We start from the raw sequence: 12942 nt of genomic DNA on the forward strand, positions 1-12942 counted from the left end.
TCTCCGATCTTTTAAGTTTCTCTCTAAGAAAATCAAAGCATAAAATTTACAATGTTTACTTTTGATTTTCCACAAGAGAAATTATTTGATTGCGCGTGATTGCAACCCTTCTTCTTCCAAGAAGAGACGGAATGGTACGAGTTCTTCTGCTTCGTATTTTTCCTTGAAGGCTTTGATTGCTTCTTCTGAGTGAAGTTTTGGATCCAATTCAAGTACTTCTACTGGAAGTGGACGATGTGGAGTGATGTGAGCATCGATAACAACAGTTTTACCTTCTTTGTTCAATTTAACAGCTTCAGCAACGACTGCGTCGATGTCTTCGATACGGTCAACTGTAAATCCAATAGCTCCTTGAGCTTCAGCGATTTTCGCATAGTCAGCATTAGGGAAGTCACAACCAAACAAGTGTTTGTTTGTGTCTTCGTATTTGTCCTTGATGAAGGCATATTTACCATTTGAGAAGACAACGTTGATAACTGGAAGGTCGTATTGAACGTTTGTGATCACGTCTGGGTAGCACATGTTGAATGCACCGTCACCCATGATGTTCCATACTTGGCGATCTGGATTGTCTTTCTTAGCAGCGATACCACCAGGAAGGGCAATACCCATTGTCGCGAAGAGTGGAGATGTACGCCACATGTTCTTAGGTGTCATGTGAAGGTGACGAGTAGATGTTTGAGTAGTGTCACCTACGTCGATTGAATAGATAGCGTCTTGATCAGCATGTTTGTTGATTGCATTGTAAACTTGATACAATTGCAATTCACCTTCAGTTTTACCTTCGAGTTTGTTCATGTAATCACGCCAGTTTTGGTTATTCTTAACGTTTGCACGCCACCATGGAGTAGATTCAACTGGATTCACTTTGTCAAGGATTGCTTTCGCTGCTTGACCTGCATCACCAAGGATGGAAGCGTCTAGGGCATGACGTTTACCAAGTTTGTAAGGGTCGATATCGACTTGGATGAATTTTTCAGTATTCTTGAAGGCTTCGTAAACTTCAGCAAATGGGAAGTTTGAACCAAGGAAAAGAACTGTGTCTGCTTCAAAGACCACTTCGTTAGCTGGTTTCCAACCAACACGGTAAGCAGAACCTGTCAAACCTTCATAGTTCCATTCGAAAGCTTCAAAGTTTTTACCAGTTGTGATGATTGGTGCTTTAATTTTACGTGACAATTCAGTGATCACTTCACCAGATTTAACACCACCGTAACCAGCATAGATAACTGGACGTTCAGCATTGTTCAAGATTTCAACAGCTTTGTCGATTTCAACTTCGTTCAAAGCAGGAGCGATGAATGAACGTTCGTATGAACCTGAACCGTAGTATGAGTTTTCGTCGATTTCTTGGAAACCAAAGTTTACTGGAATTTCAACAACGGCTGGACCTTTTTTAGAAACGGCAGCACGGCAAGCTTCGTCGATTACTTTTGGTAATTGCTCTGCGTAAGCTACACGTTTGTTGTAAACAGCGATACCGTTGTACATTGGGTTTTGGTTTAATTCTTGGAAGGCATCCATGTTTAATTCGTTAACTGGACGTGATCCAAGGATAGCAAGGAATGGAGTGTTATCCATAGCTGCATCGTAAACACCGTTGATCAAGTGAGTCGCACCTGGACCACCTGAACCAACTGCAACACCAATAGATCCGCCAAATTTAGCCTGCATAACCGCTGCAAGAGCACCTGTTTCTTCGTGGCGAACTTGCAAGAAACGGATATCTTTGTCTTCAGCCAAAGCGTCCATAAGTGAGCTAAGTGTTCCTGATGGGATACCGTAGATAGTGTCTACGCCCCATGTTTTCAATACGTTAAGCATTGCTGCAGATGCAGTAATTTTCCCTTGAGTCATAATGATAACTCTCCTTAAAAGTTAATTTGATGAATAATAAAAGCGCTTTTATATGTTTTTTGAAAACGATTCAGTAAATTTACACTCCTAATTTATCACATTTACTTATAGTTTCATAAGAATGTGCTCAGAAAACTTCATTCTCTATTACAGTACAGATTGAAAACGTTTTGAAAATCTGTTTTAGAATAGCAAAAAAGCGGTTAAGACCGCCTTTTTATACTCAATGAAAATCAAAGAGCAAACTAGGAAGCTAGCCGCAGGCTGTACTTGAGTACGGCAAGGTAAAGCTGACGTGGTTTGAATTTGATTTTCGAAGAGTATTAATCGACTTTAGTAAAATTAAGCATAAGAGAACTGATTAAAACTGAGACTGAACTAAAGGCCATGGCTAATCCTGCAAGTTCTGGATTGAGCACCAAACCAAACCCTGAAAAGACTCCTGCTGCAACTGGAATACCGATGAGGTTATAGATAGAAGCCCAGAAAAGATTGAGTAGAATACGATTAAAGGTCTTCTTACTCATATCAAAAGCACGCGCCAATCCTAGTAAATTGTTGGTTGTAAGGACAAGGTCTGCTGATTCGATAGCAATATCTGTTCCAGACCCCATAGCAATTCCGACATCTGCTACACTGAGGGCCGGCGCATCATTGATGCCGTCTCCAACAAAGGCAAGTTTACCATTCTTTTGAAGCTTGTGAATCTCATGCGCCTTTTCCTCTGGCAATACATTTGCGATCACTTCTTCGATTCCAATTTGCTCTGCAATCGCATGGGCTACTCCAGCATTATCTCCAGTAAGCATGACCGTTCTAAGGCCACGTTTTTTCAATTTGGCAATAGCTTCTTTGGCATTTTCCTTAGGGACATCCTGCAAGGCAATTAAGCCTTTTAACTCACCATCCACGGATAGGAAGACAACTGTTTTTGCTTCTTTTTCAAGTAAATCAAATCGTTCTTGATAATCATGTGGAATAGCAAGATCATCTAAGAGTTTGGCATTCCCAAGCAAGACTTGTTTACTATTAATAATCCCAGTCACACCTTTTCCATGCAAGGCTTGGAAGTTTTCCACTGGGTAAAGGCTAATTCCTAGTTCAGATGCACGATTAACAATAGCTTGAGCTAGCGGGTGTTGAGATACATCTTCCAGTGAAGCAGCCAAACTTAGCACTTCTCTTTCATCTCCGATAACATCTGTCACTACTGGCTTCCCTTCGGTCAAGGTTCCTGTCTTGTCAAAAACAACCGTTTGGACTTTTTGGATTTCCTGTAAAACTGTACCATTTTTGAGAAGAATCCCCATCTTGGCACTTCGTCCTGTTCCAACCATGAGTGCTGTCGGTGTCGCGAGTCCTAGTGCACAAGGACAGGCAATTATCAAAACAGCAACTCCGTAGAGAAGTGAAGTCACAAAACTTTCACCTAGGAAAACAAACCAGATCCAAAAAGTAAGAAGGCCTAAAATGACAACTGCTGGTACAAAAATCCCAGAAATCTTGTCTGTCAAATCTTGAATAGGAGCACGACTCGTTTGCGCTTTTTTCACAAAGTCCACAATCTGAGCCAACATAGTCTCAGAGCCCACTTTTTCGGCTCTAAAAATGATCGTACCACTATTATTGATGGTTGAACCAATGACAGCATCTCCAACTGATTTATCGACTGGAATACTTTCCCCAGTCACCATTGATTCATCAATACTCGTTTCACCTTCTAAGACAATACCATCAACGGCAATTTTTTCACCTGGTCGAACGCGAATGAGATCCCCAACTTTGACTTGTTCTAGAGGTATTTGAACATAAACATCATCACGCAAAACCTCTGCTGTTTTTGCTTGTAGGTCTAATAATTTTTCGACTGCCTGCGAAGTATTTTTTCGCATTTTTTCCTCAAAAACTGCTCCCAAAAGAATGAAGAAGAGGATAAATGCAGCACTTTCAAAGTAAACGGGCAGACCAGTGAAGAGGGCAACTAAGCTATAGAAATAGGCCACTATGGTTCCCAGAGCAACCAGGGTATCCATGTTGGAATTGTGCTTTTTAAAACTAGCCCAGGCGCTTCTGATATATGGAACTCCAGCTACCAGCATAATGGGTGTTGTGGCTAAAAAGGTGCCCCAACGCATGACTTGGTGACTAATTCCTCCTGTAGACATCCCAATCATGAGAATCACAAGAGGCACAGTAAAAATACTAGTAATCCAAAAACGCTGTAAAAGACTGAGAGACTTTTTAGTTTTTTCAACAACGGTGTAGGTCCCCTTTTGCATCTTCATGCCGCATGAAAATTCATGCTCACCCAGATCTTGAGGAGTAAAACGAATGACTTTTTCCTCATCTTGAGCGATTGGTTCTAGGATCCCTTCTTCTTCGAAGAGAATCTCTTTATAACAGTTTGAAGGTGTCACACGATGAAAGGTAATCTCAGCAGGAATCCCTTTTTGCAGTTGAATGTGGGCTGGATGGTAGCCTTTGTCTGCCGTGATACGGATTTTTTGAACGCCATTTTCAAGGCTTGCTTTTACAATTTCAGTCATATCATTCTCCTATTCTACAATCATCTTACCGTGCATCATATTCATGCCACAAGAGAAACCATACTCACCTGCTTCTTCAGGAGTGATTTCAACCACATATTGGTCTCCCATAGGCAGATTTGCATGCACTCCAAAGTCTGGAAAAACGATTTGGTCCAAGCAAGGTGAAGGATCTTTTCGATCAAAAATAATACGAGCTGGTTGCGATTTTTTGAGGATAATAGTTCCTGGAGTGTATCCCCCCATGACTTCCACTCGAATTTCTTGATAGCCATTTTTTTGCTGGGCTCTCTTAGCATCTTCTTGCGGTTTTTTGAAAAACCAAAAGATGATAAAAGCAATCATTCCTAAAACAACAATAGATACAAATAGATTTAACATAGCGTCTCCTTTACATACAATTACATCTTACTTCTGTTACAGCACTCGCTTTTTTCTTAGAAATGACTTCTTCCAAACCTTCTAAGTCGGCTAGGGTAAAGTCACATTCTTCAATCAAATCAGCAAGTAACTGCTTCATCCTGCGGGAACAAAGCTTGTCTTTGATATCCTGGACAAGTAACTTCTTGCTATCTTCCTGTGTCAACAGAGCTGAATAGATAAAGAACTTGCCCTGTTTTTCCCGAGTCAAACATTCTTTCTCCACCAAACGAGCCAAGAGTGTCTGGATCGTGGATTTGGACCAACTGAACCTTTTCTCTAATACTTTTATGAGATCAGTACTAGTCTGTTCTCCCTGCATCCAGATAATCTTCATGACCTGCCATTCTGCATCCGAAATCTGCATGGTTATCTCCTCCTAAATCTACATTTGTCGATTACAGTTATTAGTATACTTCAAAAATCTACATTTGTCAACTAAAAATCACATTTTTAAAATTTATCGCCGTTATAAATATTTTTTATCACCACAATAAAAAATACATATTATCCAAAGCTTTCTTTTAATGCTACAATAACTGTATCATTTTCCTAGATGGGAGGTTCTACTTTTGGATTGGTCCATTGTTGAACAATATCTACCACTCTATCAAAAGGCATTCTTTCTGACCTTGCATATTGCAGTTTGGGGAATTCTAGGTTCTTTTTTGCTGGGGCTCATCGTCAGCGTCATCCGGCATCACCGCCTTCCTGTTTTCTCCCAGTTGGCAACAGCCTATATCGAACTTTCACGAAATACACCCCTTTTGATACAACTTTTCTTTCTCTACTTCGGTCTACCTCGAATAGGGATTGTTCTTTCTTCAGAAGTCTGTGCAACAGTCGGGCTCATCTTTTTAGGTGGTTCCTACATGGCAGAATCCTTCCGAAGCGGGCTTGAAGCAGTCAGTCAAACCCAGCATGAAATTGGTTTAGCCATTGGGCTTACTCCATTTCAGGTTTTTCGCTACGTGGTTCTGCCACAAGCGACAGCGGTTGCTCTACCATCCTTTAGTGCCAATGTTATTTTCCTCATCAAGGAAACTTCTGTCTTCTCAGCAGTTGCCCTTGCTGACCTTATGTACGTTGCTAAGGATTTGATTGGACTCTATTATGAGACAGATATTGCGCTGGCTATGTTGGTGGTTGCTTACCTCATCATGCTTCTACCAATTTCACTAGTCTTTAGCTGGATAGAAAGGAGACTCCGTCATGCAGGATTCGGGAATGCAAGTACTCTTTCAGGGAAATAATCTCCTGAGAATTTTACAGGGATTGGGAGTCACAATTGGGATTTCTATCCTGTCTGTCCTCTTATCCATGATTTTCGGAACGGTGATGGGAATTATCATGACTTCTCATTCTAGAGTGATTCGTTTCTTGACTCGTTTTTATCTAGAATTTATCCGGATCATGCCCCAGCTGGTGCTCCTTTTCATCGTTTACTTTGGTTTAGCTCGAAACTTTAATATCAATATTTCTGGTGAGACTTCTGCTATTATCGTTTTCACCCTCTGGGGAACAGCTGAGATGGGTGACTTAGTTCGTGGAGCTATCACTTCCCTGCCTAAACATCAATTTGAGAGTGGACAAGCACTTGGCTTAACTAAATTTCAACTCTACTACTACATCATCATCCCTCAGGTCTTAAGAAGATTGCTCCCACAAGCCATCAACCTTGTCACTCGGATGATTAAAACGACTTCCTTGGTTGTTTTGATTGGGGTTGTTGAAGTTACCAAAGTTGGACAACAAATTATAGATAGCAATCGTTTGACTATCCCAACCGCTTCCTTTTGGATTTATGGAACCATCCTAGTCTTGTATTTCGCGGTTTGCTTCCCTATTTCCAAACTATCTACTCACTTAGAAAAACATTGGAGGAACTAAATGTCTGAAACTATTTTAGAAATCAAGGAACTAAAAAAATCCTTCGGAGACAATCCTATCCTCCAAGGACTTTCCCTAGATGTTAAAAAGGGGGAAGTGGTCGTCATCCTAGGGCCGTCTGGTTGTGGGAAAAGTACCCTACTTCGTTGCCTCAATGGTTTAGAAAGTATTCAAGGAGGAGATATCCTGCTGGATGGCCAGTCCATCGTTGAAAATAAAAAAGATTTTCACTTGGTTCGCCAAAAAATCGGCATGGTCTTTCAAAGTTATGAACTCTTTCCTCACTTGGATGTCCTTCAAAACCTTATCCTAGGTCCTATCAAGGCTCAAGGGAGAGACAAAAAAGAAGTTACCGAAGAAGCTCTGCAACTACTAGAACGTGTCGGACTTCTAGATAAACAACATAGCTTTGCTCGCCAATTATCTGGTGGACAAAAGCAACGGGTTGCTATCGTTCGTGCCCTTCTCATGCATCCAGAAATCATTCTTTTTGACGAGGTAACGGCTTCACTGGATCCAGAAATGGTACGTGAGGTTTTGGAACTGATCAATGACTTGGCACAGGAAGGGCGTACCATGATTCTGGTAACCCATGAAATGCAGTTTGCCAAAGCCATTGCGGACCGTATCATCTTCCTTGACCAAGGTAAGATTGCTGAAGAAGGAACTGCTCAAGAATTCTTCACAAATCCACAAACAAAACGAGCACAAGAATTTTTAAACGTCTTTGACTTTAGCCAGTTTGGCTCATATCTATAATCAATAAAGGAGATTATTATGAAACTACTTAAACCAATTCTAACTGTTTTTGCTCTAGCATTTGCGCTTATCTTTGTCACAGCTTGTAGTTCAGGCGGAAGCTCTGATGCTTCATCTACAAAGGCAACTGCCAAAGCTCGCACCATTGATGAAATTAAGAAAAGTGGCGAACTTCGAATCGCGGTATTCGGAGATAAAAAACCGTTTGGTTATGTTGACAACGATGGTTCTTACCAAGGTTACGATATCGAACTTGGTAACCAATTAGCACAAGACCTTGGTGTCAAACCGAAATATGTATCAGTGGATGCAGCTAACCGTGCTGAATACTTGATTTCAAACAAGGTTGATATCACACTTGCCAACTTCACAGTTACTGACGAACGTAAAAAACAAGTTGACTTTGCCCTTCCTTACATGAAAGTTTCTCTCGGTGTTGTGTCACCAAAAGATAAAGTTATCAAAGACGTTAAAGAACTTGAAGGCAAAACCTTAATCGTTACAAAAGGAACGACTGCTGAAACTTACTTTGAGAAAAATCACCCAGAAGTAAAACTTCAAAAATACGATCAATATAGCGATGCCTACCAAGCCCTTCTTGACGGACGTGGAGATGCCTTCTCTACTGACAATACTGAAGTTCTAGCTTGGGCGCTTGAAAATAAAGGATATGAGGTAGGAATTTCTTCTCTAGGTGATCCAGATACTATTGCACCAGCAGTTCAAAAAGGTAACCAAGAACTACTTGACTACATCAACCAAGAAATCGAAAAATTAGGTAAAGAAAACTTCTTCCACAAAGCTTATGAAAAAACACTTCACCCAACTTACGGTGACGCTGCTAAAGCAGATGACCTTGTTTTTGAAGGTGGAAAAGTGGACTAATACTTTCCGAGAATAAAAAGAAATCAGGTAATTAATGTAATATACTCCCCTTATAGTGGACAGTGAAAAAACATAAATTCACTAGAAACTATAGGGGAGTTTTCATATGTCAAAATGAAGTCCGAAATCAGTCGATTACAGTACACATCACGAAAATAACGGAAAATCACTACTCAATCTGTTATTTGTTCATTGCCCTCTTACCAGAGAGCAGTTCATTTTTGTTAAATACTTTTTATTGCAGTAGATTTTATTCAAACTCTGCTTGTCCTACAATCTTTTTATCATCAAAATGCAAAAACACCTCGTACAATCTATACGAGATGTTTTCATTCTTCCCCTACTCCCTAAATCTCATTCAATTTTTCGAGATAGGCGGTTAATTCTGCTTGGGCTTCTGGTGTTGTGCCTACTAGTTGGCTGCGCATTTGTGCGAGTCTGGCTTCTACTTGTCCAATCTCTTTATCAATCTCTGCGAGCTGGTCGGCGAGGTCAGCGAGGGGAACAACTGGTTCTTCCTCAAAGGTATCGACATAGCGTGGAATGTTGAGATTGTAGTCATTTTCTACAATCTCTTCAAAGCTGGCTAAATGGGCAAACTTCTCGACATTCTCGCGTTTTTGATAGGTCTCCAAAATCTTGGCAATATGGTCTTCGGTCATATTGTTTTGATTTTTCCCTTTTTCAAACTCTTTTGAGGCATCGATAAAGAAGACGTCCTTATTGGTGCGATTCTTTTTAAGGATAATAATGGTTGTCGGAATAGAGGTGTTGTAGAAGATATTTGCTGGCAAGCCAATAACTGTATCAATAGCGCCTTCTTCTAGCAGATGCTGACGAATCTTTTGCTCGGCTGCTCCTCGGAAAAGAACTCCGTGAGGAAGGACGATGGCCATGACACCATTATGCTTGAGGTGGTAAAAACCGTGAAGGAGGAAGGCAAAATCTGCTTTGGACTTAGGTGCCAGAACTCCATAACTTGAAAAGCGAGGATCTTGCAAGAATCCACTATCTGCTGACCACTTCAATGAATAGGGTGGGTTCATCAAAACCCCATCAAAGTCTGTCGGCTCCGTAGTCGGCCAATCTTCGTCTAGGGTATCGTGATTGCTGAGGTGATAGTTCTCAATCGCAACCCCATGAAGCATCATATTCATACGAGCAAGGTTAAAGGTCGAAGTAATCAATTCTTGACCGTAGTAAGAAATTGTCGAAGCTTGCTTACTGTAGCGCTTGGCATTGAGCAAGAGAGAACCAGAACCCATGGTCGGGTCGTAAACCGACATCCCCTTTTGATGCTCGCGCCCTGCAAAGACAATCTGAGTCATGAGGTGAGAGACTGCTTGAGGTGTATAAAACTCCCCAGCCTTTTTCCCAGAATCACTGGCAAACTGGCCAATCAAGTACTCATAAGCATCACCCAAGATATCACCAGCATGACCAGACACATTGAGGTCGTTGAGTTGCTTCATAACCTCAGAGATGGTCTTGTTTTGCTTTTGTGGGGTGTTGCCTAGCTTTTTAGCATAGAGGTCGATATCTTCGAAAAGATTTTCAAATTTTTCATTGGCCTGCTCGATATCACGGAAACTTTGGGCTAGGGATTCTAGCTGGAAGGTTCCTTCATGGATAGACTGAACCAGCTTGGTAAAGGTTAGAGAAGGCTCAATCACATAGCCCAGCTCGTCATTTAAGACCTCAATGAGGTCTTCACGGACATCTGCATCCGCAAAGTTTTCCTCATAGAGAAGCTGCGCTTGCTGTAAGGACTCAAAAGTCTCGTCCAAGTTATCACAGACGGCTTGGAGGATGTTGTCGGATAGGTACTTGTAGAAAATCAAGCCCAAGAGGTAGGACTTGTATTCATTGGCTTCCATCTGGCCACGCAGGATATCTGCCGCATTCCAGAGGGATTGGTAGAGTTCTCTTGATAAATCTGTTTGTGACATAGGGTCTCCTATCAATTTCAACTTTCATTCGTTTAGTGTAGCTTTTTATGGTCTTGGTATCTTATGAATTGAACACGACCTAAAAGCTGGGTAAAAAAGATAAACTGTCTGGTCTTCATCGAAGACTGTGCCAGTTTCCTATTTTTACTGGGCTTTTTGCGGTCTTTGTATCTTAGATAAACATTTTTCTGAGTAGGGTTTGTTTGCTTTCTTTGAGCTGGTTGACTTTTTCCTCTTGCTTGGCAATAGCCTTGTCTAGGTCTTGGAAGAAAGAGCCGATGGCTTCTTGTTCAGGGAGAGAAGGTACCATAGTCTTAATATTTGAAAAGTCACTTTTATTAATAATTTGCATTGTTCCTGCACCTGCTACACTGAGCATGTATCTTGACCAAATTTCAGACTGTGTTAATAAAAAATACGATGAATATTTTTCACTAGGCGTCAATGAATTAATTTGTTGATTAAAAGCCGAATCAGTTCTAACTAATGTATTTTTCCCAATACTCGCAATACATGTTACCAATATTGAACCAGACTTAGCAATTCTAGCTTTGGATTTACCTACTTCTGATAATTGTTTTGAGGTCGTATGAAGCACCAATGAATTAATATCAGTAGGTGTGACCCATGGAAATCCATTCTTTTCGTAATTATCTTCTTCATTAGTAGGCGGAGTATTACCCGTTTGAATTTCACCAATTTCCCCCAACTTCACTTCTTTCCACTCATCTTCAAATCCTGCAAAGCGAAGGGCTGGCTTCTTTTGTCCTTTGGCTGGGAAGAGGAGTTTGAGGTAGGTTTTCTTCTGCTCTTTGAGCACCTCTAACTTACGCTGTTGAAGGCTAATGAGCTGGTCAATATCTTGGAAGAAAGAACCGATGGTGGTTTGTTCGGGGAGGGAGGGGAGGGAAATCTCAAAGCTAGATAATGCTTCTTTTGTGATGGTTTTTATAGTTCCACCCGGAGCTTTTTTTCTTTCAATCTCAAATTTATTTTGAATGGTATATGCCCAAAAACCTACATGCGTAGGAAAATTATAACTCTCAAAAATTAATAAAGTACGGTCTACATAAGTATCATAATGTGTAATTGCAACTCGTCCTATACTCCCCTGTAATGTTACAATCACAGTTCCTTTTGGGGCTAAAACACTCTTTGGTTGAGCTTGCTTACTAATTTTTTGCTTTGTATCATTAACCAAAGTAAGATTATCCGTAACATCAATAACTTGTACAAATGGCATAGAATCTTCTCCTCCATACCATTCTTTTTTCCCGTAAGGTTGCGGAAAAGAACCCCTTCTATATTTTGCATACTCACCCAACTTCTTCTCTTCCCAAGGTTCAGTATAACCCGCAAAGCGATAACTTGGTTTCTTTGTCATATATCTCCTCCAACTATTTCATCTTTATTTGTATCTATAAATTGCAATTGATAAGCTTTATGAGCACCCCATGCCTTAAGTATTTTCTTAATAGTATATTCATTCTCCTTATCAAACTGGTCTATATAAATACTCACATCCGGTGCTTGTTTAAAGATTTCTTTAAAGTACGGAGCATCCACTCCATTCTCATCCCGAATACCAAAACCAATGAAGTAGATTTCTTTAATAGAACTTAAACTTTTGAAAAAGTATTCATGTTTTCTAAGTTGCTGATGGACAGGCTTTCTAGTCAAATCAACTAAATTATAAAGAAAGTCACGTACCGCAGTTGGATCATTTTGTATAGATTCATCATAAGAATCGATTTCACGATTATGTCCAAATATTAGCTTATTTTCAAAAATGCTTCCATGTATATGACATATTTGTTCAGAATTTATACCGTAGAAATCCTCTAACAACATACTATAATTAAAAGTTAAAAAGTAGGCATTTTTATTGTGTTCAACAGATTTCTTTCGTTTTAGTTTTTTTAGATTAGAAGGCATATTATTCCATTCAAGAATAAAACATTGAACCCATTCCCGAAATAAGTTTTCAATGTCTTCTATTAGAAATTTTTCAAGAATCATTGCCAGCTCCTCAGCATCTGTTTCTAAATCTTCTAGGCCACAAGATGACAGTATAATTTTCACCTCATTTATCCAACCTAAATCATGCTCAAACTGAGACCAAAAATTCTCTAATCCCATTAATTGCATCATGTGTCGATAAATAAATTGATACCGTTCATGTTTATCTAACTGACCATTTCTAATTTTGGATAGAGAATATCCATATATGTCTCTCAACCCATCTTCCTTAGCATATCGATGTTGTTCTTGAATTTCAATATCCTTTTCCCTAAAAAAGTCGCAAATTCCCTTTGATGTTTGCAACGACTCTAACAAATCATCTTTCCCATAAGCCTGCTGATAAACGAACTTCTTGAAATATAGATAATTCGTCTTTAAATCATGTGCTATATCAAAACCATTTCCAATAATAAATAATTTTTCCACTATATCCCCCCTTTCTATTACTCAACTTTCGTATTTCTACACTTTAGATTTTATTTTTTTGATTTCTATTCTTCAATTTTACCTATTTTTGCACTTTAGGACGTCCACCTTTCATTCCTATTGTTCAATTTTGGCCATTTTTACACTTTAGATAGACAGATATACCATTCTATTATTCAATTTTGCCT

11 protein-coding genes are annotated in these 12942 nt (G+C 39.8%); 4 read left to right on the plus strand and 7 right to left on the minus strand.

Annotated elements, in window-relative coordinates:
• Positions 1–81: 81 nt before the first annotated feature.
• From spxB to PCY08_RS03215, 4 genes are all read right to left on the minus strand, one after another.
• Positions 82–1857 (minus strand): pyruvate oxidase, encoded by a 1776-nt coding sequence (spxB, locus tag PCY08_RS03200; protein WP_045763232.1) that lies wholly within the window; start codon positions 1855–1857, stop codon positions 82–84.
• Between the two features lie 323 nt (positions 1858–2180).
• Positions 2181–4403: a heavy metal translocating P-type ATPase gene (locus PCY08_RS03205; protein ID WP_301559406.1), complete on the minus strand. Its 2223-nt coding sequence runs from the start codon at positions 4401–4403 to the stop codon at positions 2181–2183.
• Between the two features lie 9 nt (positions 4404–4412).
• Entirely contained in the window at positions 4413–4784 is a 372-nt protein-coding gene (locus PCY08_RS03210) for a cupredoxin domain-containing protein (protein WP_000933319.1), read from the minus strand.
• Between the two features lie 10 nt (positions 4785–4794).
• A complete protein-coding gene (locus PCY08_RS03215; protein ID WP_301559407.1) occupies positions 4795–5190 on the minus strand; it encodes a CopY/TcrY family copper transport repressor in 396 nt (131 codons plus the stop codon).
• A 205-nt stretch (positions 5191–5395) separates the two neighbouring features.
• Here PCY08_RS03215 and PCY08_RS03220 point away from each other — a divergent pair, with 205 nt between their 5' ends.
• Genes PCY08_RS03220 through PCY08_RS03235 form a run of 4 tightly spaced genes read left to right on the plus strand, consistent with a single transcriptional unit; the run spans position 5396 to position 8357 of the window.
• Entirely contained in the window at positions 5396–6076 is a 681-nt protein-coding gene (locus PCY08_RS03220) for an amino acid ABC transporter permease (RefSeq protein ID WP_301559408.1), read from the plus strand.
• Positions 6036–6713: an amino acid ABC transporter permease gene (locus PCY08_RS03225; protein ID WP_045763229.1), complete on the plus strand. Its 678-nt coding sequence runs from the start codon at positions 6036–6038 to the stop codon at positions 6711–6713. The genes PCY08_RS03220 and PCY08_RS03225 overlap by 41 nt, the downstream gene beginning before the upstream one ends.
• Positions 6714–7472, plus strand: a complete 759-nt coding sequence (locus tag PCY08_RS03230) for an amino acid ABC transporter ATP-binding protein (protein ID WP_045763228.1) — start codon at positions 6714–6716, stop codon at positions 7470–7472.
• A gap of 18 nt (positions 7473–7490) precedes the next feature.
• On the plus strand, positions 7491–8357 hold the full coding sequence (locus PCY08_RS03235; RefSeq protein WP_045763227.1) for a cysteine ABC transporter substrate-binding protein: 867 nt from the start codon (positions 7491–7493) through the stop codon (positions 8355–8357).
• A 347-nt stretch (positions 8358–8704) separates the two neighbouring features.
• On the opposite strand, the gene PCY08_RS03240 is transcribed toward PCY08_RS03235, so the two are convergent.
• The 3 genes from PCY08_RS03240 to PCY08_RS03250 form a co-directional block, all read right to left on the minus strand.
• Positions 8705–10306 (minus strand): type I restriction-modification system subunit M, encoded by a 1602-nt coding sequence (locus tag PCY08_RS03240; RefSeq protein ID WP_045763226.1) that lies wholly within the window; start codon positions 10304–10306, stop codon positions 8705–8707.
• Between the two features lie 172 nt (positions 10307–10478).
• Positions 10479–11690, minus strand: coding sequence for a restriction endonuclease subunit S (locus PCY08_RS03245; protein WP_075230467.1), 1212 nt, complete (start codon positions 11688–11690; stop codon positions 10479–10481).
• Positions 11687–12754: an AbiH family protein gene (locus PCY08_RS03250; RefSeq protein ID WP_045763225.1), complete on the minus strand. Its 1068-nt coding sequence runs from the start codon at positions 12752–12754 to the stop codon at positions 11687–11689. Before PCY08_RS03250 ends, PCY08_RS03245 begins: the two co-directional genes overlap by 4 nt.
• Positions 12755–12942 lie beyond the last annotated feature (188 nt).

Origin of the sequence: Streptococcus sp. SO4 (assembly GCF_030440055.1) — a bacterium.
GTDB lineage: Bacteria > Bacillota > Bacilli > Lactobacillales > Streptococcaceae > Streptococcus > Streptococcus nidrosiense.